Below are 20107 nucleotides of genomic sequence, written 5' to 3' on the forward strand. Positions count from 1 at the left end.
CAATCATCCACACATAGGGGGGGAAATTTCATTAGCCCATCAGGGGGTCGCCACAGGCTCTGGGGCATAGATCAAGATCTCGACGCGCCGGTTGCGCGCACGGTGCTCCACACTATCGTTTGGGAACAGCGGCTCGGCAGCACCACGACCTTCGGCCTTGAAGCGCAGAGGGTCACGCTTGTCGCCCGCCAACACCTTCAGGATTGACTGGGCGCGTGCGAGCGACAGCGCTTCATTGGACCCCAGTCGTCCAGCCACGGGGGTGTCGTCACTGTGGCCAATAACCTGAATCCGGCCCTGCCACTCGCCCAATGCCTGCGCAATTCGCAACAGCAGCGAACGCGTCTGTTCGGCAATCTCGCTGCCACCGCTGGCAAACAAACCAGTGGAACTGAGCACGATGCGCACGCTGCGCCCGTCATCAATAAGCGTCAGGCGATTGGCCTCGATGTCGGTGGCCAATTTTTCGGCCAGTGTTTGTGCAACCGTGGTCGACTGTGCCGGGCGCAGCGCTTGCAGAGCTTGCAGTTGTTGATAGGAGCGCTTCTCGAAGTAAAGTGCTCCGGCCCCCGCCAGCACCAGCAAGCAAAAACAAAAGCTCCACCAGAACAGGCGTTCGCGCCGACTGAAATAGTCGTGGTTCAAGGTGAGCAAGTGCTCATTCAAACGCACCTTTGGATGATGGCCCCGCTGCAACCGAATGGTTTCGTAAAGCTGACGCCTGCGCAACGCCAAGGCCGCACGCCCCTCGCTCTGAATGCGATAGCGCCCTTCCAGTCCGAGTGCCAAACACAAGTACATCAATTCCAGCAGCGCCAGATTCTCCGCAGGTCTGAGTTCAGCCGCATCAAGGTGAACGAAGAAGCCTTCCCCACCGGCTGTCTCGTTGTGAAAGATCATCAACAGGCTTTGCTTGGACCACGCGCCCTGCCCCCAGTCACAGTTGGCAATCACCTCGTCGAGCAACGTGCAGAGCGCATACTTGGCATGCTCCTGGGTATGCTGATCGATCCCCGCTTCCAGCGCATTGCGCTGAAAACTACGCACTTGGGTAATCAACCGGGCGCGTAGCTCGTCGATATCCGGAGCATGATTCAAGCCACGCAACGGCACGACTTCGTAGAGCAGATCGCCTGCCAACTGCACCAGCACTTCATTTGCCGAAACCGAAACGGTACGTGCCGGCTCATCATAGCCATCATCGAGTGGCCGTTTGCGTCGCGACACCCAGCGGCGCCAGTAACCTGGCTTAGCGGCACTCATTGGCCAGCCTTAATGGCCCAGAAAGCCAACTGCAACCCTGGAAAATCCCCGGCAAGATGCAAACCAAACCCGGCGCTGCTGCTCAAGCCAGCCCACAAGGGATGTTCACTTTCCAGTTCGAAATAACTGAAGCCTGCGTAATACGGCAGCTCACGTGGCGCGGCAGGCAATACATGCACCTTCAGACCGGGTAACTGCAGGTCAACCAGGTCACGCATAGACTCGATCGGGCCAATTTTCAGGTTGTGCGGGAAACGTTTACGCAGCTCATCGTCAGGCAGTTGCGCGCGTACAGCCAGCACGAAACGCGCCGATCGATACAGCTGCGAGTCGGGCACCGACGCAAAGCGTACCCCCAACTCTCTGTCACTCAACGCCAGCGGAACCACATCGGAGCCGGCTTCAGCACTCAGGGCATGACGAAGGTCCTGAATCACTGGCGTAAAGCAGTCGGCCAATTGATCGTGGCGGTAGATTGGGTATTGCTTGGGCCGCTTATTCTCTTCAACAAAAATGGCCAGATCACCCGCCAACGTTACCAGCGAACGATAGAGCTGCTCGGGGTGCAATCCCTCACGACTGGCCAGTTGTACCAGTAAGGGTTGAGCGCGATTGAGCGTTTGCAGCATCAAAAAGTCCTGTACTTCGGAAACCCCGCCCAGCCCCTGCACGCCAAGGTTTGCCGCCAGCGTATAGGCGCGCTGGCGAACACGCCCGATGATGTCATCGACGAACTCCGCAAGCTTTGGCGAACGCCGCCAGGCCATGACCGGCGCAATAAACTCCTCATCCAATAACACTTGCCCCCCGGGTGAACGCTCAAGCACCCTGGCGACTGGTAAAAACACATGGGAGACCACCACATCCCGCTCACGCGCCAACTTCATGTTCAGTTGACCCAACTGCAACGTCGCCGCCTCACTGCCCTGTGCGTTGCTATCAGGGACGCACGCCTCAACCACCCGATAGCGCGCGAGGCTGTCGGCAGAAGGCGCTGTTTCCGTGTCCACACCGTGACCGCGTTGCAGCGCCAGCGCTAATACCACCTGCTGATCCCGCTCCCCTTCCACCACTGTGTAGCGCAACAACGCCAGTTCATCGTCGCCAAGCACAAAAAAACTGCCATCCGGCAGCACGCCTGCGCACTCGGTCAATACTATGGACCCCAGCGCCAACTGCCCCTTGTCAATTTTAAGCGCGGTAAACCCCCAGGCATCGACTTGCAGTGCACGCAGTGCTTGAACCAGTTGGGCTTGAATGTAGCGTTCGTGTTGTTGGAAGTGTTGAGGCTGAAGGAACATGCCCTCGGACCACACGACTTTTGGTTGGTTAATCATTCGTTTGTAGCTCTATCATTGAGGGGGCCATGAACTCGATGGCATGCCGTCCGATCTGGACGGATAGCTCTGGGGTCTTGCGTTGATCCAGCAAGGTGATGGCTCGCCAGCGCGCCTGATCAATATCGCGGTACTCGGCAATGATGCCGATGTAGCGCATGCGTGATTCGGGGATAAAGTGGTAGCGATAACGTTCGCCGGGGCGCAGCACAATCACCTCCTGCCCCAGCCAGTCAGCGCGTAAAACCTGCTCGGCCGCCGAACTCAATTGAGCCAGGCTGGCTTGCTCGAAGGCTTGACGACGCCGCAGTTGAAACACCTGCACCCGCACCGGCGATGGCCTGCCGTAAAGGTTGCGATTGGCGTCCAGAGACGTCTGCAAGGCAAGGGTCAGGTGAGGGTCCGCGACGGGCTCGGGTACGGGCTCGGCCAAGAAGCTGCAACCGGTCATGCACGCCAGCAATCCGCTCGCCAGCCACCACCGTGCCAACGCCTCAAGCCTGACCATTGTCGGCTTCCTCCGGCAGTGTTGCAGCGACAGGTTGAGCTGCATCAGCACCGGTAGCAGCACCACCGCCACCGCCGTTGATATCGACCTTTGCAGAGCCGTCAATCGTGACTTGGACGCCATTGATCGCCACGCCCGAAGCGCTGAGTACCAAGGAGCTTGAACCGACCTTGAGCACCAACTCACTGCCGGCTTCAAGGGTGATCGTTTGCTGACCTTTGAGGTCCACACTGCCTGCGGTCAAATACTGTTTGCCCTCAACTTGTGAGTGGCTGTCCCCGTCAATACTCAACGAGCAGTCCTTGCTTACCTTGACATTGCGACTGCCTTCCACCGACTCGTGCAGGTCCTTGGCAACCTTGACGAACTGGTTGGCTCCCGTGCTGATATGCCAATCGTTGCCCACACTGACGAACGCGTCATTGCCCACCGTGACATCTTGGTTGCGTCCTGCATAAATCAGCAGTTGTTCTGCATCCTTCTTGTCTTCAAAACGCAGCTCGTTGTACATCTGCTGATTGCCAAGCGATTGCGATTTGAAGCCAGAGCGTGAAGCCTGGTCAGGTAAATCCCAAGGTGGCCGAGTTCCAGCGTTATAAACGCCGCCGACCACCAGAGGTCGGTCCGGGCTGCCGTCCAGAAACTGCACCACCACCTCCTGCCCTACCCGCGGCAAGAACATTGCGCCCCAGCGTTTGCCAGCCATCGGCTGGGCGACACGTACCCAGCAGGAGCAGTTTTCGTTTTCCTTGCCGCTGCTATCCCAATGAAATTGCACCTTGACCCGGCCATGCTTATCCACCCACTGTGGCTCGCCGGATTTACCCACCACAAAGGCGGTCTGCGGCCCGCTAATGAGCGGCGTTGGTGTGCGAATGGGCGCACGGAATATCTGGCTGGTTTTGATCACCTCAACCCAGCCTTCAAAACGAAGCTCGCCAAGCCCACCCGTCGACTCAGGGCAACTGCCTGTCAGGGTCGATCGCACCACCAGGTATTTGGCGTTATGAGCCGACTGCGGATGATCGGTGAGTTCGAAGCGGTGACCAGGCGTCAGGTAGGGTGTCGAGTGGGTCGCGTGCGCCACGCATTGGCGGGTGAGCAGAGCCTGCGCCTGTACCTTGGCGAATGCATCGCCGGCACGCTGATCGGCAAAGAAACCGGGGTACGACGACCGCTCATAATCGTCCAGCTCATAACCGGCAGCCACAGCGCTTTCGCCGCGTTGAACGCTAGCCTCACGGCTATTGGCCTTGCTGAAATCGTAGTCATGCAGCGAGACCTTTCCCGTCGTCATTTCAGACCGCGATACCCAACTGAAAACGCTGGCGATGAAGTGGGGCTGGTGCGGTCGGTAGCTCATTTTGTCGCAGTGAGCTGCCGTTTTGTGGGCGCTCATGGCATCGACAATAACCAGCTCGTGGCTACCGTCCTTAAAAGTGAAAAAATAATAGAGCCCTGCACGCTCCATCAATCGGCTGAAAAAATCGAAATCGCTTTCGCAGTACTGCACGCAGTATTCCAAGGCGTCATAGCGCCCCGTCACTTGCCAGTCCACCGTACCCGGGTACTCGTCCAGCACCGCCGTCAGCACCTCGACTACCGTTTTTTCCTCAAAAAAACGATTGTGGCTCGCCAGCGTCAACAACCACAGCCACGGGCGCAACGTCAGCGTGTAGCGCCCCTGCTGGCCAAATCGATCATCCTGGGCTACCGCGCTGATATGCCCGTGTACCCAGCGCACACCGCCATCGGAAGCACTCAAGCCGACACCCAGTGTCTGGCCGAGCAACCGATTGGCGTCCAACTCGGTTTTGCTGCCCTGTACCTCAAGGGTGTACTGCGCGAGCATGCTCAGCCCCTCGCTCGCTTCAAAATGAATCAGCGATAACGTGCCGGCCGCTGAAGGCGCCTTGATCTGACTAGCCTTGAAACTGCTCATCATGCGACTCGCTTAATCATGAGATCAGTGTTTTCCGGGTGCCTGGATCCGCAACCTGAATCAGGCCTGCCCAGGTGCAGGAGCAGGTTGCGGTGCTGCCCAAAGCAGGGAGTTTGCCAATCAAGGTCTTTGTAACGTCGGGAATCCATGGCGTGACCGTTACCGGCAAACACGGCATCGGCGTCAATGCCCCCATCGCTGCCGATGTCGCCGCCGCGACCTGTGGGTTGGCCAGGGAGCTGCACATTCCAAACGAGCAGATGTTGACCATCGGCAGGTGATCCATGATGGTCGCCGCCAATTGCCCCTCGGCAAACACCCGATTGATGGGCAGTACAATCAACTTGGCTTGCGTATTGCCGAAGGAGCAACGCAACGAAGCCCCCATGACCACTTGTGCCGGCATATGCCTTTGCTCCTGAATCAGTCACTGAAAAAAGCGTGCCGCTGTGAAACGCCAATGCCGATACCTGCGCGGCTCGCCGCCAGCCGCCAACCAGGTTGCCTGGCCCAGCGGCAATTGGCTTCCCAGGCGCAACTGCACGACCTGTGCAGGATCGAGCTGTAATTGAAGGTCCCATTGAAAAGTGCGGCCGACATAACGCTCGACCAACTGATAGAGCGGCAAGAGGAACGCTGCGCCGGGTAAAAGCCTCTGGTAATCGCACCACGACAGTGGCCCCAGTTGCAGCGTAAAACTGTGTTGGACATTCCAGGCATGCTTGCCCACTAGCGTTGCCACGCCCAGTTGGCTGGACTCCCGCTGACGTCCGAGCCTGAGGCATTGCTCAGGCTCTAAGGCTGCACGCCGCCCAACCAAGGTTTGCACACTGACCGGCACCTGCAAAAAGTCCCTGACCATCGCAAGTAAACCGCGAGCACTGCGTCGCTGGTCGACCATCTGGTTGACGTAATACGTTCCAGCCCCGGGCAATGCGCTCATTCGTGCGGGTGAGAAAGCCGATACGTAGTCGCGAAAGCGATCGTGTGCTGGCCGATCAGCCGACACCACCGGGCGAGCCATGGCCCAACTGCGGTAGAGCAGACTCAACAATCGATGATGAAAGACATCCAGAAAATGCGCGGCGCCAGGGTCGTTATGATTGACCTGTAACGACAATAGCCTTTCACTGAAATGTAATGGCATCGGCCCATTAACGCCGGTCAAACCGAAGAAATTGACCATCAGGCAGGCCGCTTGCCCTTCACGCAAGCGCCAACCGGCAATCATCGCCGGCTGAAACGCCAGGGACACTTGCTGCGCCAGGCGCACCGGGTCGTCGCGCAGATGGTCAGCGGTCCCCCAGCGTGGCATCTGCGGGTAGGCAGACTCAATACAGCGCATGGCACTGAAAAATTCATAGCGCCATGGCCATTGACCTAAAGAGGGTCGGCGAGTCACAAGGTCATGCATTGAGTCGCCCTCGCCCGCCATGTTTTGATATGACCACGTGTCACACTGTGCAGCTCGGTCTCGGTGAACGAGTTAAGTGCGGAGTAATGTGCGAAGAACGCCTCCAGTATCGAGCCGAACGCGTAGGTTCCTGTGCTCTCACAAGCACTGTCGTCCAGCGTCAGTATGAGTTTTAACCCTCGGCCAAACGTCACCGGGCCGGGCCCCGGAAGCCGTCGTGTGGTCACCTGTGCACGCAACGAATGGATAGCCTGTAACAGCCTGCTGCTCACGCTATCGTCGGCGATATATAAGGACAGCAGATCGCACAGCGCCCGCGCGCCCGCCTTGCCATCCTCTTCGGCCAACGGCAAAAAGTTGCGCGAAAGATGGCGTATAGCTTGCCATTGCCGCTCCCCCTGAAGCGGCGCGGGTACCGGCTTGGAGGGGCCGGCGATACAGCGCACGGATAAAACTGGCGCACTGACATCGAGTGCAAAATCCGTGTTGCCCTGCCCCAGTGGCATCCTCAACGGTAAATCACGATTGGAGCACCGTACTTTCAGCGCGAGTTGCTGAAGGTCACTCTCGCCCTCGGGAAGCGAAGCGATAACCAACGACAGGCTGACATCGCTGCCTTGATAGTTGGACTCACGGCTCATCGCCCTGTCGGGCCTGCGGCTCAGACCGCGATGCAACTGATAAAAACCCGCCGCTCGCACACCGCTGCCAGCCAATGCCTGAGGCGCATAGAGAGGCAAAAACACCAGCCGTTCCCTGGACCCAGCGCAATAACCATGCACCGAGAGAACGTCCAGCACCTCGTGGGCCAGACGATTGGACTTGTCGACAACCACCGGCAACTCTTGGCGGTGCGGGTCGTACGCAACGTGATCGGTGTACTTGGCAAACAGGTTGATCGCCGGCGCACAGAACAGCGCAAAACTGCTGACATCCAAACGTGCGGGGAGCGGTAACGTGAGTGGCCGAAATAGAATCACCAACTCCAGCTGATCAGTGCGACATGCGCGCACCGCCGGCCCTAATCCGCCTAAAGTCACAAATCTTTGTGCAGGCGCGAACGCCAAAAACTGTCTCAGCTGGGCAAACGCGGAATTGCTCAACGATAAGGGGACTTGCCGCCCCTCCTCGCCTGGCTCCCGATAGGTTTGGGTTATCTGGTGCGGTTCGATCAAATGTTCCCATGGTGCATCACTTTCGGCCGGTCGCACGAGTACGCCACACGCATGTGCCAGCAACGCCTCCTGTAAAACCATCGGCAATGAATCGCTGCCAGGCAGAAACAATGTCAGCGCCTCAAGTGCCAATTGCTCGAAGCGTAGGCCCGAGGTCGTGCGTACATTCAAACGCAACGCAGACACGGCTTGATCGGCCAATGCCGACGGCAAACCTTTAAGCAATCGGGAACTGGGAAGGTAGCCCACAGATTCCAGACGAATCGGCCACAATGTGACCGGCGCAAGGGTTCTGAACTCGCAACGAGGCACTTGCCCCTCGCGATCCAGGCTTGAACGCAGGGCCGTATCGCTGGGGAGGGTATAGCCCGACGCCAAAGTGCCCTCTTGCAGGTCCGGAGCAAACTGGACCACCGCCATCGAGGGCACCGGCAGCAAAAAAAGTGGTTGAATCAACGCCAACAGGTTCTGTGTGAACGTTGGAAACTCCGCCTCCATTTGCAGTTGCACGCGGGCGGTGAGAAAACTCAAGCCTTCGAGCAAGCGCTCCACCGACGGGTCCGTGACCTCGTCATGACCCAACCCCAAAGCGCTGGCCACCTTCGGGTAATCCCTGGCGAACTCACTGCCCGCCTCGCGCAAAAAACTCAGCTCGCGCTCATACAAACGTAATAGGCGATCATCCATGGTGCTTGCCATATGGCTGGACGCTCACTTCACCGCTCTCGGTATTCCACGAAGCCTGCAACCGAAACGACCACTGCGAGGCGCGGTGGCGCGTTTCGCCTTGTAACAAAAACTTGAAATAGCTAGAGCTACCAGTACCAGGCAACAGTTGTACCTGCAAAGTATGGCTGAGCACCCGGGGTTCAAAATCTCGAATCAAGGTACGGATACGAAGTTCCAGTGCTTTGAGGTCAACGCTCGATAACAGCACACCCGCAAAATTACCGAGACCACAATTGAGTACCGAGCGGGCAACCCGCGGCTGCCCGCTCAGTTCATAAAAGCAGCCCAACCCTGTTGAATTGAACAACTGTGCCAACTCATGACATAACCGCCCTACACCGTCTGGAGGCGCCGTCAGGTCATTGCCATAGGCACCGGTAGCGCTGGTCAAACGATCCAGCAGTGATGCTGTGGCAATAGACATACAGAAACCTCAACAGACTATTGGGCAGTTATCAAACAACCGAAGAAACCTATCAACCGGCTTTTTTGGCCAGCAAATCGTAGGTTTTTTCAACATCGCCGTTCTTGGTATTGCCGTTGAACTCAACGTATTTGAATTTGATTTTGGTGAAGCTCAGATGGAGGCGCTCGGTCGGACGACTCTTGGAACCTTCAATGACATAGCTGGTGAGCAGCGCATCACTCAAGGTAATAATCAAATACGGTTGCGTATCTTCCGTACTGCCGCCGGTCTGCAGCACCGTCAGCGTGGCCACGCCCAAGGACTTGCCATTGGTCGATTGCAGAAACAGATCGGGGGAAGAGATATCGGTAGACTTCGTCAGGCTCATTTCCGAAATATTCGAAACGCCGGTTTGACGCTCGCCGTCATTAATCGCTACGTAACGGGAAGAACCAAAAGAGTACGAGTCAATAACGATCTCGCCCTTATGGTTCGCTTCGGTGCAGGTGCCTTTAATCTCGGTTTCAAACTTGAGAGCAATCATGATGAGCCTTCTGGTTCAGGAAAATAGTGCGTTAAATAACAGTTCGAGCGCTAAACTCGTCGGTCTCAGTTCTTGACGGAGGGCAGTTGAGAAACCAGGCGCAGCGAGACGGTCAGGCCTTCCAATTGGTAATGCGGGCGCAAATAAAACTTGGCTTGGTAAAACCCTGGATTCTCCACAATGTCCTCGACCACAACCTCGGCACTGGCCAATGGTTTGCGTGCCTTATCGGCATCCGTCGCGGTACTTGGGTTGCGCTCGACGTAACGGATAATCCAGTTGTTAAGCCAGGTCTCCATTTCGGCGCGTGATTTGAACGAACCGATCTTGTCGCGCACGATGCACTTGAGGTAATGCGCGAAACGGCACGTGGCGAACAAGTAAGGCAGGCGCGCAGACAGCTTGGCGTTGGCTGTCGCGTCGGGGTCACTGTATTCCTGGGGCTGGTGCAGCGACTGCGCCCCGATAAAGGCCGCCAGCGTCGAATTTTTGCAATGCACCAACGGCATAAAACCGTTCTTTGCCAACTCCAACTCACGTCTGTCGCTGATCGCGATTTCCGTGGGGCACGTCATGTCCACGCCGCCGTCTTCAGTTGGGTAGGTGTGCAGGGGCAAATCACTGATCGCGCCACCCGATTCAATCCCGCGAATACGTGAGCACCAGCCGTATTCTTTGAACGATCGGTTAATACTGACGCCCATGGCGTAAGCCGCGTTGGTCCACAGATAATTGTCGGCCTGCCCATCGGTCACTTCCTCGAAAGCGAATTCGTCCACCGGGGCCGTTTTAGCGCCGTACGGAATTCGCCCAAGAAATCTCGGCATTGTCAGCCCCACATAGCGCGAGTCTTCGCTGGAACGCAGGTTGCGCCACGCCGCATAATCAGCGGTTTGAAAGATTTTCGTCAGATCACGTGGGTTGGCCAGTTCACGCCAGGAATCCATCATCAGCACGCTTGGCATGGCCGCACTGATCAACGGTGCGTGGGCCGCCGCTGCAATCTTGGCCATTGAGGCGAGCAACGCCATATCCGGCGGGCTGTGATCAAAATAGTAATCGGCAATCAACACTCCAAACGGTTCACCACCAAACTGCCCGTATTCATGCTCATAAATCTTCTTGAACAGCGGGCTTTGGTCCCACGCTGCGCCTTTGAATTTTTTCAACTCATGAGCGACTTCAGCCTTTGATGCATTGAAAAACCTGATTTTCAATTGCTCGTCGGTTTCCGTGTTGCTGACCAGATATTCCAGGCCCCGCCAGGCCGATTCAACGGCTTGAAAATTGGGGTGATGCAACACAACATTGACTTGCTCGGCGAGTTTTTGATCAATCTCGGCGATTAACGCTGAAATGGTACTTAACGTGTCATCGGCAATCAGCTGAGTATTGCGCAATGCATGCTTGGCCAGCGTGTGCACGGCCGACTGAATCAGGCCCCGGGCCTGCTCACTGCGAGGTTTGAATTCGCGCTGCAACAGATCATTAAACTCACTGTTGGAAACGACGACTGGAATGGACTGCTGAACAACACCAGACATGGGTACACCTGTTTAAATAAGAATGGAAAACACGCGTCAAACATCCACTGCCGCATCGGCAGGCGGATTGCTTTGTGCCAGTAACGAGGCCATTAACACGGGGTCTTCCAGCAATTGAGCCATCAATTGCTCAGCACCGCTTTTACCATCCATGTACGTCAACAAGTTTGCCAGTTGATTGCGCGCTTCAAGTAACTCGCGCAACGGCTCGACATTGCGTGCGACCGCACCCGGGGAAAAATCTTCCATCGTGCTCATGCTCAGGGAAATCGCCAGGTGGCCGTCACCGCTGAGTTTATTCGGCACCGTCATTTTTACTTGAGGGTTGATCGCCCCCATGCGGTCATCAAAGTTATCAATATCAATATCCAGAAACTTACGCTCAGAGAACATTGGCAACAGACTGCGGTTCGCCCCTGACAAATCAGCAAACACACCGTTAACAAACGGAATGGCGACGGTTTTCTCTGCGCCGTACAGTTCAACTTCATATTCAATTTGCACGCGCGGCGCACGGTTCCGGCCAATGAATTTTTGACCGCTGTTATTACTCGACATACGACTCGACCTGGTAAAAGTTTAATTAATCCGCGACGCGGCCGCCCAAGCGGCGCAAGTCGGTAACAGAGTTAGGTGCCAGTTCCTCGATAATATCGATGAAACTCATGGTGGTAATTCGGCGAACCCTGGCAATTAAAAAGGGAACCGGGCTTGAAGGCTCATGCCGTTGGTAGTACGAGCAGATCGCATCCAAGGCGCGAACCACGTCCTCCCGAGACTCACAAGTGGAGCCAGTGCGTTCGTGGTTTTGGGCCCTTGAGACCGAAGATGCACGTTCTAAGGGTTGTACCGATGGCCGTTTCGTCACGACTAAACGTAAACGGTCTTCGATCACCCGCCCCCATTTTTGCAACGATTTGCTTAAGCCAAGAAAAGGTGAAATCCCCTGCACAGCGGTTTTTTCGTCCAGATCCGCCGTCATTTCATCAAGCACAGTGCGCAAAGCATTTATCAGCCCAAGACTGCGCATTAATTCAGTCGAGCAGTTGGGTTCTATCAACTGGGTCAACAGTGCCAACTGCTCGCTATGCTGCGCGCCCTCAGTGCTACTAATAGTATCCAGGTCCCCAAGGCAGAGGGTTTGGCCGTCCTCGGTGCGTGCCAATACCTGATGCTTGAGCACGCCAATCACGGTGGACGGTACCACCAGCTCTGCCAGGGTATTAATCCGAATCAATGGATCGAACTGATCCTCGGTGACTAATTGCGGGTGCACACTTTCCCAGCGTTGCCGCACCAGCCAGGCCACCAGGCGCAAACCGCCCAGATAACCATTCAAGCCACAGCGGTCAAGCAACGCACGCGCCAGAATTACCATCACCCGCAGGTCCAGTGTCTGCTCATACAAACCTCGACATAGGGCCTCAACGTGCGGCCAATCTATAGCCTGGGTGACATACACATGCTCGCCGTATTCAACAGTTTCTGCTGTGCGTGAAGCTTGCTCCAGCTCGACGAATTCGGCCGTATACTCAAGGTCGCGGCCACAGGAGCGATTACTGAGCGCGCCAATATATTCATCTACATAATTCATAAGCGCAGAGCGATCTCAGTGTTTACTTATTACAAGGCGTAAAAGTTGCTTAACGTGGCGTTCAGTACAATATTAATTTGCGCCAATATTGAATGAGATTAACCCGCAGTCTTTCGACGCCTCAATAGCATGCGAATAACGCCAGACATTCCACACAGTGAAACATTCGAGACCACGGCCTTCGCGCCACTCGAATCATCAAGAGACTCCGCTCGCGCTGTGTCATCGCGACATTCAACATACCAAATGGGAGTGCTCAAACAGTCGCCATCAAACTCACTCGGTAAATCGTAAAAAAGCCCTAAATCGCGCCGGGCCTGACAAGGGCTGTCGTATTCTTTCAGCTTGATCAACTTTTGCCCCAGCGCTGTACCTTCTATCAACTGACACCGCCAGTCATGAAAGTACTCGAACAGAGGGCCGCATTCCAAAAACTGCGCAGAGGTAGGATCGACAATGAATGGCTCATCCGGATTATCGCGCTTACGTGAATCATCCAGATCATAGACAGCCACGACAAAGTGCGTATCGGTCGATCGGGAGAAAGTTTCCCAGATCAACATGCCTACTATGCGGTGTCGAACATTGTTCGCGCGTAATATACGCGCCACGTTAACCGCGCAGTCGAAACATTCATCTTGAGGATCCAGCATGCACTTGGCGATCTCAGGATCTCCCGTGATCAGCTCCTTTAACCGTTTAGATTCCATCATCCAGACCCTGTACAGCTGCCTGCTTGCCGCTCACCTGAGTAGCCACCGTCCGTATGGCTACAGGTCTTAATAGTCAGCTGCGCAAAGAAAGCAATAACGTTTACGTTTCCTTATCCAATCATCATAAACAGCCGACACGACGGCAAGTGAATAGCTGTGATTGTGCTCAATTCAGCCTGCCGTGTGTTTTCGAATCAAATAGTTAGCGTTACTGCCTAGCCTGGCGGTAGCATCTAACACACGCAACCGAGCCGGCTCATGCAACTAAGCTCGCCTTCTCATCCATAGCGCCATTATGACCAGCGCAGTTAAAGGCAAACCATGGAATAAAACTATCACCTGGGCCGGCGTCCAGGCCAAATAGAACGGCCCAGCCACCAGCATCCCCACGCCGAAGCCCGCCATCTGAATCAGCGTCAATAAGCTGAATAACGGCAAACGCAGACTATCAGGCTCGCTTTGCGCACGAGAGATCAGCGCCACCTCGGATAACCCATCCCCTAACCCCGCCCACACTACCAGCAGCAGTGCCAGCCATAGCTCGGTTTGCTGAAAGGTAAGGACAAAACCGCTGGACATCAGCGCTACGCCGAGCATGAATAAACGCTCCATGCCGTGGGTGCTACGGCCTCTCAATACGACGCTGGCCAGTCGCGCCCCGACGAACTTGCCACAAGCCCAGACCGCCAGCAGATAGCCCATGACCGTTTTCGCGGTGTCAGGCGAAATCAGCTGGGACAGTACCGGCCAGCCGACGTTATGGGCCGCGCTGCCGAGGGTGTCGAGCATGCTGATCAGCAACATGGCGGCCAGCACCGGCGCGCCACGCAGCCCCTTGGTCAACTCCTGCCATTCGGCGGCGAGCCCGCGATGGGCGGCAACGGTCGAGCGGTACAGCGCGCGCAAAGGCAAAACCAGGCAAGCGGCGATCACATAGGTACCGATGTTGGCGGCAAACACCGCTTCAAATCCTCCCATGGCGATCAGCAAGCCGGAGAGCAAACTGCCGAAAACCGCACCGGTGGCCGCCGCCGAGGTGATCCATGCATTGGTATTCACCCGTTGCTCTGGCGCGACCCAGGTGGGCAATTGGCTATTGAGGCCGATGGCGAACAGCGAATTGCACAGTCCGATACCAAAGGCGATAAAAGGCAACAGGTTAAGTTGATGGGCCGGTATCAGCACCAACAACGGCATCAGTAACAACGCCCTCGCCAAGTCCAGCCCAGCCAAGGTGCCACGGCCGGCGAAGCGGCGAAAAAACGGGATGCCAAACAGGCTGGCAACAATTCCGCCGGTGACCCGGCACGCCAGGAAAATGCTGACAAACACCACGCTTTGACTAAGCCAGTACACATAGGTGGAGAGCGCTACCAGGTTGAGGAATGCACCGAAATCCGAAACACCGCGGGCAAAGATGATCAAGCGTGCGTTGCGGATCGATAGGTTCAACTGTCGATCATCGCTCATGTCGGCTGCGCCTCTTCGACCCTACGTAGACTGACCAGCAGTACATCGCGCCAGGCGGGCCCGGTGTCTGGCAGCGCTCTCACGTCACCGGCCCGGTGGTAATAAGCACGATCATTGATCACGATGGTTTCAAGAAACTGCTCCATTGCCACATTGAGCATGCAGCTTTGCTCCGTCTCGTCGGCAAACACCTGCGATACCACCGGCACTGTATTGCGCTCGCCTATAAAGTGCATGAACACCCAATCCAAACCGTCCTGATGGATCCCTGAAGTCGTCGGGCTGCTCGACTGCCCATCCGCCCGTACCCGGAACTGATGAATATCAATCGTGCAGGCCTGATCGCCAAGATGCGGTGCAATCACCGCAAGGTCGGTGGCCAACAACTTCTGCATGAGTGGATGCTCGATAAAGCCCTCCTCGCAATAGCTTAGGTGGTTCACGCCCTGGCGGTAATTAACGGCATAGGTGACCGTCGATTTGAACGCGGCATCCCTGTCGATCTGCAACTGGCGGGACGGCGACAAGCGATAGCGCAAAATGCGCCGCTCGCGATGGGTGTACGCCCTGAACGCCTCGTCGCGCACCAGATTGTTCCAGTACGCGCGAAAGCTTTGCTGGTCACCGGGCTGAACGTCGATCAACTCGCGAAAGTCTCGACGATGGCAGTACTGATGCTCGCGCAGGTGCGCTGAAATCTGTGAGATGTCCATAGCGCTATCCTGCGTCCGGCATATCGATGATTACACGTAAGTGTTGTTTTATCGCATCATGCAAGGCATGGGCGTCTGTGGCATCGTCAACCTTGGCCCAGCATTTGAGCAAGTAGTGTTCCTCGATATCTGCATCGATACAAACGCCGGCCTCTTGCTGGGCATATTCGAGCACCTGCTGGTTTTCAGCCAGATAGCCCGTACCTTCAATACCTTTAAAGTGACCACTGTGATCCGGATAGATCGCCAACATCGCGAAACGTTGCCGGGCGGCGGCGACCTTTTGCACAGCGGCATCGAGTTGCGCATCTATGCCCTGCTCGCCTAGCAATAGCGAGAGATACATTTGGTAAGGATTGATTGCCGCAATGTCACGGAATGCCGCGTTGACATAGAGGCCGCCCAGGCGCGGGTTGATCTCAATGGCCACAGGCCCCGCCTCAGTCATCCGGAACTCGAAATGCACCACGGCGTTGGTCAACCCTGTAGCGTTCAAGCAGTCAACGGCATACTGACGGATCTGTGCGCACTGAGCCTGGTTGAACGACGTCGGCGGAGAAATCAGTAGGTTCTCGAGGACCGTGCCGCTGCGCTCGGTCAGCAGTAATTTTTCATTGATCAGCAGCGGGTAGACCCGTTCGCCCGCAATCACACATTCCACACTGCCTTCAATGCCAGGAATGTAGCCTTCCAGCAAGATGCTACGCCCTGGCACATAGTCACGCCCAAGCCCATCCACAGACGGCAAGGCGTGCGCGCAGCCGTAGAAGTCCGCATAAGCCGCGGCGCCATGATCACTTACAAAATGCGCATAGTGGGTGCGTAGCTCCGCCCAGTTGGAACACTTCTTGATAAACGCCGAGGCACCGCCAAAGGGAGGTTTGGCGATCAGTGGATAGCCCACCTGCGCAGCACCTTGCTGGAGTTCCTGTTCGTCGTTGCACAGCGCGGACGGCACCGAACGCAGCCCATGCTGTTTCAACACGCCGCGCATCAGGAACTTGTTATTGCACACTGCAATCGCTTCCGGGCGGCTGTACACCAGACCGAGCTGCTTGCAGACGCGCGCGACTATACAACCCACCTCACCTTGAGCAGACGGGTGACCTGCCTGGCAGAAGATCGCGCGCACGTTGTATCGCCCATCCAGTTCACCGATCAAATCCAGAATGGCCGTTTCGCTGAGCGTTTCCAGCAAGAACACTTGATCACTGTCATCACACAGCCGTTGCAAGTGACGACGCCCCAATAACCCGGCCGTCAAACATTTCAGCCCTTGCTCACGGGCGACGGCAAAGTGTGGTTCACGGTAGCGGTAACGAGTGGAAGCACTGTCATCGATATCAATAAAAAGAATAGCGTCTTGGTTCATCATGGGTCCTGCCTCAATCCGTAAGTCCGTTCAGGCGTCGTGCCAACTGCACCATTGATTTTCCCAGTTACGAAAGCAGTAATAGCGCTGCCCGTCGCGGACTTCGAAGTGCGGCAGTTCTTCAGGCTTTTCAAAATCCAGCAGCGGGACGGTGAACTTTCCTTGTGCGTGCGGCAGCACATATTCGGGCATCGCGATGTTGGAGACCCGTCGCTTGAGACGTCCCATGATGGCGATGGCATGGCTGATAGAAGCCTTATACTCGGATGCACCGGGTGAAAAGGGCATGAAGTGATACAGGTAATACGGCTTTACACCCAAGCGATAAAGGTCGATGAACAGCTTATGCAACGTGGCTTCATCATCATTGACACCCCGCAACAATGGCATATTGGAGAAGACAATCGGCACCACACTCTGGATACGTTTAACCGCCGCGGCAAAATCGTCGCTGAGCTCCAGCGGGTGACACACATGCACGCCGAAGGCATTAACCTTGTACTTCTCCAGCATCGCGATCAACGCATCGGTGACGCGAAAGGGATTGAAGCTCAAGGCACGTGAATGAATACGGATCAACAGGTCGTCACTGATCGAGCGTAACGCTGCCAGGTTCTCTTCCAATCGGCGGTCAGCCAGCATCAGCGGGTCACCACCGCTGAGGATGACCTCTTCAATGGCCGGGTTGTTGCGTACGTACTCCACCGAGTCCAGGAACGAGTTGGTGTTGGCATTGGCCTTTTCGGTATCGACCTGCAAGGTACGCAGGGCTTCGAAGCAGAACTGACAGTACGCGTTGCAGGTGTTGGTCATCCGCAAGATAACGCGGTTATCGTACTTGTGCTGGCAGATGGGGGTTTTCATCTCATGATGCAACTCCCAGTTCTCCGACGTGCCGTCATAGTCACCCGGCACGTTTTCATTCCAGCAAGGCACAACCTGTCGCCACAGCGGATGGTCCGTCACCTGACCGCCATTGAGCGAACGCAGGATCAAATCAATATAGTACGGTGTGATTTGCATCTTGCGATCTTGCAAGTTGCGCTCAATGTGAACCGTCACCTCTTCGTCCCAACCGCCGCAGGCGTTGCGAAGAGCCAGTTCATCACGCACGGCATTCTTTTGTTGCCAGCGCCAATCAGTCCACTGAATCGAGCGATGCGTTATTTGATCAAAAGTCGACATTTCTCTAAAACCTCTCTAAGTGACGCTGGTTCGGGGAAGAGATGCGGGTTAAACCCTATGTAGCATTCGAAAAGGCTGTATCCGGCCTCGTGTAGGGACAGCATTGAACCTGCCGAGAGGGCCGTTATTGAAAGGTGATAGTTAACACTGACAACGCGCTGTCACGAATCAAGAATCGTGAAATACACTTTTCACGCTCATCGCAGTGCTTTATAACTGACGCAATCGTGTAACTTCTGAGCGAGACCGTGTGATCCACCCAGTGCCTGCGGCGCACTATCATTGAGCGTATCGCGGACGAGTACGATGCCGTGTTTACAATACACTTTCCGTAGAAATCCTAGCCAACCAGGCCATTGCGCTTGGCGACCTCGAACAAATGAACCAGAGAAAACACATTGAGCTTTTCCAGCAGTCGCGCTTTGTAGGTACTTATCGTCTTATTACTGAGCTGCAAATAGCTCGCTATTTCTTTATTACTCATACCCCGCACAAGCAGCTCAAATGTCATTAACTCACGATTTGACAGCGAATTGATAAGCAAGGCTTCATTGGCGAAGCTGCTACCCGCCGGGGGTAGGCGATCAACACTATCAGGAACGCACGCCCCGCCCATCATCAATACGTTGACGGTCCTTTCCAGCTCTTCGAGAGTGCACGTTTTCGGCAAAAATGCCGAAGCCCTTGCCGCACGGCATCGGTTGTAATAATGGCGCGCTGAACAGGATGTCAGCACCAGAATCTCGATGCTTTTATCAAAGCTATAAATCTTCTCCATAACCTCCAACCCACCGACCCTGGAAAGATAGATATCCAAGATCACCAAATCCGGACTGTGCTCATGCACAAGCTCAAGGCCGTCAGCACCATTATCAGCCTCTGCCACCCAGGCAAAATCATTCTGATGCAAGACAACCTTAATAGCCGCCCGCACGAGCGGCTGCCCATCAATAACGACGACTTTAAACATCATTACCTCAGCGTTTCAGATTAGTAAGCCACATGGGAACTTCTTACCCCTCAAGCCTACACACACGGACGCTATCACTTAACTAAAATACTAATCCGCCGCAGAACTTAACAACCTATCACGCCCGCCACCACACTAACCGCCCACTGATAGCGCTGCGCGCGCCCTCTTACGGTTCGCCAGAATCGACACCCAACACCACGCAAACCCTATGACTGCACGAACACTGCAGGCATTTTCAGTCTGGATCACACCTGGGCAAACCATCATTAATCGTGAATTCATAGCTATTCACTTCGAGTTTGGCGAACTTTAACTTAGCCTTTGTTCGTCAGCACTGCCTACCGGAGCACGGGGAGTATGACTCTGCGCTCATGTACAGCGCATTCAGTACACAAGAACGAATCGGCAACGGATTGGCATTCGTCACTTTACATAAGGCTTATTTGGGGACGCCCTGTTAAAGCTTTTGCCAATGTCTGAGACACCGGAGCAATACCGTTGAAACCTATTTTCTTGATTTCCGTCCTTACCATTGCTATGAGTTCCTCATTCGTAGCGAACGCCGCAGATCTCACCGGCGAGAAAGGGCAAAGCTCAAAAGTATTGAGCGTCACTGGCGCTATCGGCGCGCCGACCTGCAAATTTGAAATGAATAGCGGGCAAGCAGTTGAGTTCGGCACGATTGCCCCAAGCCAACTACAAATGGATCAGGTGACCGCAGGCAACATCAGCTCGATTACCGGTGGGTTTTCCGTAGAGTGCGACGCCAAAACTCTGGTCAGGCTGCAGGTAAAAGACACTTACGCCAGTAACCTGCTCAAGGACAACAAGCATAAAGACTTATTCCCTGGTCATTATGGACCTGATTCTCAATTTGGCTTGGTTGATGCCAATAACCCAGACACGTTGATCGGTAGCTATATCATTGTGAAGAATAAAATCTCCACAACCGATAATGGCACCACCAACGAAGGTCATGACCTCTACATTCAAGGCGGCCGCCGCTCAAACGTATTTGTTTCTACCAAAGACAATAGCGGCAGCGGCGAACAAGAAACGTTAGTCATCGACAACCCCAACGGCTATGCCAGCAAGTTGATGAATGTCGGATTCACTATCCAACCTAACTTTTTGCCGAAAAAAACCTGGTTCACTGAAGGTAACGACGTTGAGATTATCGGCGATGCCACCTTCTCAATGGTTTACCTGTAACGCCCCTGCATGT

At 55.3% G+C, this 20107-nt stretch carries 19 protein-coding genes; 1 reads left to right on the forward strand and 18 read right to left on the reverse strand.

The genetic code is table 11. The annotated features are described in order from the left end of the window. Positions 1-39: 39 nt before the first annotated feature. The 18 genes from icmH to DK871_RS16285 form a co-directional block, all read right to left on the reverse strand. The gene (icmH, locus tag DK871_RS16200) at positions 40-1263 is read right to left on the reverse strand and encodes a type IVB secretion system protein IcmH/DotU (protein ID WP_161905748.1); all 1224 of its coding nucleotides are present in this window, start codon (positions 1261-1263) and stop codon (positions 40-42) included. Then, positions 1260-2600: a type VI secretion system baseplate subunit TssK gene (gene tssK / locus DK871_RS16205; RefSeq protein ID WP_161905749.1), complete on the reverse strand. Its 1341-nt coding sequence runs from the start codon at positions 2598-2600 to the stop codon at positions 1260-1262. The genes icmH and tssK overlap by 4 nt, the downstream gene beginning before the upstream one ends. Then, positions 2593-3108, reverse strand: coding sequence for a type VI secretion system lipoprotein TssJ (tssJ, locus tag DK871_RS16210; RefSeq protein WP_161905750.1), 516 nt, complete (start codon positions 3106-3108; stop codon positions 2593-2595). The genes tssK and tssJ overlap by 8 nt, the downstream gene beginning before the upstream one ends. Further along, positions 3095-5053 (reverse strand): type VI secretion system Vgr family protein, encoded by a 1959-nt coding sequence (locus DK871_RS16215; RefSeq protein ID WP_306109905.1) that lies wholly within the window; start codon positions 5051-5053, stop codon positions 3095-3097. Before DK871_RS16215 ends, tssJ begins: the two co-directional genes overlap by 14 nt. A 13-nt stretch (positions 5054-5066) precedes the next feature. Next, positions 5067-5456, reverse strand: a complete 390-nt coding sequence (locus tag DK871_RS16220; protein WP_178116058.1) for a DUF4280 domain-containing protein — start codon at positions 5454-5456, stop codon at positions 5067-5069. A 21-nt stretch (positions 5457-5477) separates the two neighbouring features. Continuing rightward, entirely contained in the window at positions 5478-6485 is a 1008-nt protein-coding gene (gene tssG, locus DK871_RS16225) for a type VI secretion system baseplate subunit TssG (RefSeq protein WP_306109906.1), read from the reverse strand. Continuing rightward, entirely contained in the window at positions 6449-8326 is a 1878-nt protein-coding gene (tssF, locus tag DK871_RS16230) for a type VI secretion system baseplate subunit TssF (protein ID WP_161905753.1), read from the reverse strand. Before tssF ends, tssG begins: the two co-directional genes overlap by 37 nt. After that, entirely contained in the window at positions 8319-8792 is a 474-nt protein-coding gene (locus DK871_RS16235) for a GPW/gp25 family protein (RefSeq protein WP_161905754.1), read from the reverse strand. The genes tssF and DK871_RS16235 overlap by 8 nt, the downstream gene beginning before the upstream one ends. A 52-nt stretch (positions 8793-8844) precedes the next feature. Next, positions 8845-9318, reverse strand: a complete 474-nt coding sequence (locus DK871_RS16240; RefSeq protein ID WP_047710936.1) for a type VI secretion system tube protein Hcp — start codon at positions 9316-9318, stop codon at positions 8845-8847. A 65-nt stretch (positions 9319-9383) separates the two neighbouring features. Continuing rightward, positions 9384-10862: a type VI secretion system contractile sheath large subunit gene (gene tssC, locus DK871_RS16245; protein WP_153474860.1), complete on the reverse strand. Its 1479-nt coding sequence runs from the start codon at positions 10860-10862 to the stop codon at positions 9384-9386. A gap of 36 nt (positions 10863-10898) precedes the next feature. Continuing rightward, positions 10899-11420 (reverse strand): type VI secretion system contractile sheath small subunit, encoded by a 522-nt coding sequence (tssB, locus tag DK871_RS16250; protein ID WP_153474859.1) that lies wholly within the window; start codon positions 11418-11420, stop codon positions 10899-10901. A gap of 25 nt (positions 11421-11445) precedes the next feature. Then, complete coding sequence (tssA, locus tag DK871_RS16255) at positions 11446-12456, reverse strand: type VI secretion system protein TssA (RefSeq protein WP_161905755.1); 1011 nt, start codon at positions 12454-12456, stop codon at positions 11446-11448. Positions 12457-12554: 98 nt separating this feature from the next. Beyond that, positions 12555-13169 carry a hypothetical protein gene (locus tag DK871_RS16260; protein WP_161905756.1) on the reverse strand — a complete coding sequence of 205 codons (615 nt, stop codon included), beginning with the start codon at positions 13167-13169 and terminating at the stop codon, positions 12555-12557. 264 nt (positions 13170-13433) lie between these two features. Further along, complete coding sequence (locus DK871_RS16265; protein ID WP_161905757.1) at positions 13434-14639, reverse strand: MFS transporter; 1206 nt, start codon at positions 14637-14639, stop codon at positions 13434-13436. Continuing rightward, positions 14636-15352, reverse strand: coding sequence for a 2OG-Fe dioxygenase family protein (locus DK871_RS16270; protein ID WP_161905758.1), 717 nt, complete (start codon positions 15350-15352; stop codon positions 14636-14638). Before DK871_RS16270 ends, DK871_RS16265 begins: the two co-directional genes overlap by 4 nt. A 4-nt stretch (positions 15353-15356) precedes the next feature. Then, positions 15357-16727 carry an acetyl-CoA carboxylase biotin carboxylase subunit family protein gene (locus DK871_RS16275; protein WP_256677480.1) on the reverse strand — a complete coding sequence of 457 codons (1371 nt, stop codon included), beginning with the start codon at positions 16725-16727 and terminating at the stop codon, positions 15357-15359. A gap of 27 nt (positions 16728-16754) precedes the next feature. Then, positions 16755-17909 carry a KamA family radical SAM protein gene (locus tag DK871_RS16280; RefSeq protein ID WP_161905759.1) on the reverse strand — a complete coding sequence of 385 codons (1155 nt, stop codon included), beginning with the start codon at positions 17907-17909 and terminating at the stop codon, positions 16755-16757. A gap of 340 nt (positions 17910-18249) precedes the next feature. Continuing rightward, positions 18250-18879: a response regulator transcription factor gene (locus DK871_RS16285; RefSeq protein ID WP_161905760.1), complete on the reverse strand. Its 630-nt coding sequence runs from the start codon at positions 18877-18879 to the stop codon at positions 18250-18252. 501 nt (positions 18880-19380) lie between these two features. Here DK871_RS16285 and DK871_RS16290 point away from each other — a divergent pair. Next, a complete protein-coding gene (locus DK871_RS16290; protein WP_161905761.1) occupies positions 19381-20094 on the forward strand; it encodes a DUF1120 domain-containing protein in 714 nt (237 codons plus the stop codon). Positions 20095-20107: the final 13 nt, after the last annotated feature.

The sequence above is a fragment of the Pseudomonas sp. L13 genome, from assembly GCF_009935965.1.
Classification (GTDB): Bacteria; Pseudomonadota; Gammaproteobacteria; order Pseudomonadales; family Pseudomonadaceae; genus Aquipseudomonas; species Aquipseudomonas lactis.

What these genes read in the sequence shown, in the direction of transcription:
- tssG (WP_306109906.1), bottom strand. Translation starts at nt 6,485, where the DNA reads ATGGCGGGCGAGGGCGACTCAATGCATGACCTTGTGACTCGCCGACCC.
- tssA (WP_161905755.1), bottom strand. Translation starts at nt 12,456, where the DNA reads ATGAATTATGTAGATGAATATATTGGCGCGCTCAGTAATCGCTCCTGT.
- DK871_RS16285 (WP_161905760.1), bottom strand. Translation starts at nt 18,879, where the DNA reads ATGTTTAAAGTCGTCGTTATTGATGGGCAGCCGCTCGTGCGGGCGGCT.
- tssB (WP_153474859.1), bottom strand. Translation starts at nt 11,420, where the DNA reads ATGTCGAGTAATAACAGCGGTCAAAAATTCATTGGCCGGAACCGTGCG.
- tssJ (WP_161905750.1), bottom strand. Translation starts at nt 3,108, where the DNA reads ATGGTCAGGCTTGAGGCGTTGGCACGGTGGTGGCTGGCGAGCGGATTG.
- tssF (WP_161905753.1), bottom strand. Translation starts at nt 8,326, where the DNA reads ATGGATGATCGCCTATTACGTTTGTATGAGCGCGAGCTGAGTTTTTTG.
- DK871_RS16265 (WP_161905757.1), bottom strand. Translation starts at nt 14,639, where the DNA reads ATGAGCGATGATCGACAGTTGAACCTATCGATCCGCAACGCACGCTTG.
- DK871_RS16280 (WP_161905759.1), bottom strand. Translation starts at nt 17,909, where the DNA reads ATGTCGACTTTTGATCAAATAACGCATCGCTCGATTCAGTGGACTGAT.
- icmH (WP_161905748.1), bottom strand. Translation starts at nt 1,263, where the DNA reads ATGAGTGCCGCTAAGCCAGGTTACTGGCGCCGCTGGGTGTCGCGACGC.
- tssC (WP_153474860.1), bottom strand. Translation starts at nt 10,862, where the DNA reads ATGTCTGGTGTTGTTCAGCAGTCCATTCCAGTCGTCGTTTCCAACAGT.
- DK871_RS16220 (WP_178116058.1), bottom strand. Translation starts at nt 5,456, where the DNA reads ATGCCGGCACAAGTGGTCATGGGGGCTTCGTTGCGTTGCTCCTTCGGC.
- tssK (WP_161905749.1), bottom strand. Translation starts at nt 2,600, where the DNA reads ATGATTAACCAACCAAAAGTCGTGTGGTCCGAGGGCATGTTCCTTCAG.
- DK871_RS16260 (WP_161905756.1), bottom strand. Translation starts at nt 13,169, where the DNA reads ATGATGGAATCTAAACGGTTAAAGGAGCTGATCACGGGAGATCCTGAG.
- DK871_RS16215 (WP_306109905.1), bottom strand. Translation starts at nt 5,053, where the DNA reads ATGATGAGCAGTTTCAAGGCTAGTCAGATCAAGGCGCCTTCAGCGGCC.
- DK871_RS16240 (WP_047710936.1), bottom strand. Translation starts at nt 9,318, where the DNA reads ATGATTGCTCTCAAGTTTGAAACCGAGATTAAAGGCACCTGCACCGAA.
- DK871_RS16275 (WP_256677480.1), bottom strand. Translation starts at nt 16,727, where the DNA reads ATGATGAACCAAGACGCTATTCTTTTTATTGATATCGATGACAGTGCT.
- DK871_RS16270 (WP_161905758.1), bottom strand. Translation starts at nt 15,352, where the DNA reads ATGGACATCTCACAGATTTCAGCGCACCTGCGCGAGCATCAGTACTGC.
- DK871_RS16235 (WP_161905754.1), bottom strand. Translation starts at nt 8,792, where the DNA reads ATGTCTATTGCCACAGCATCACTGCTGGATCGTTTGACCAGCGCTACC.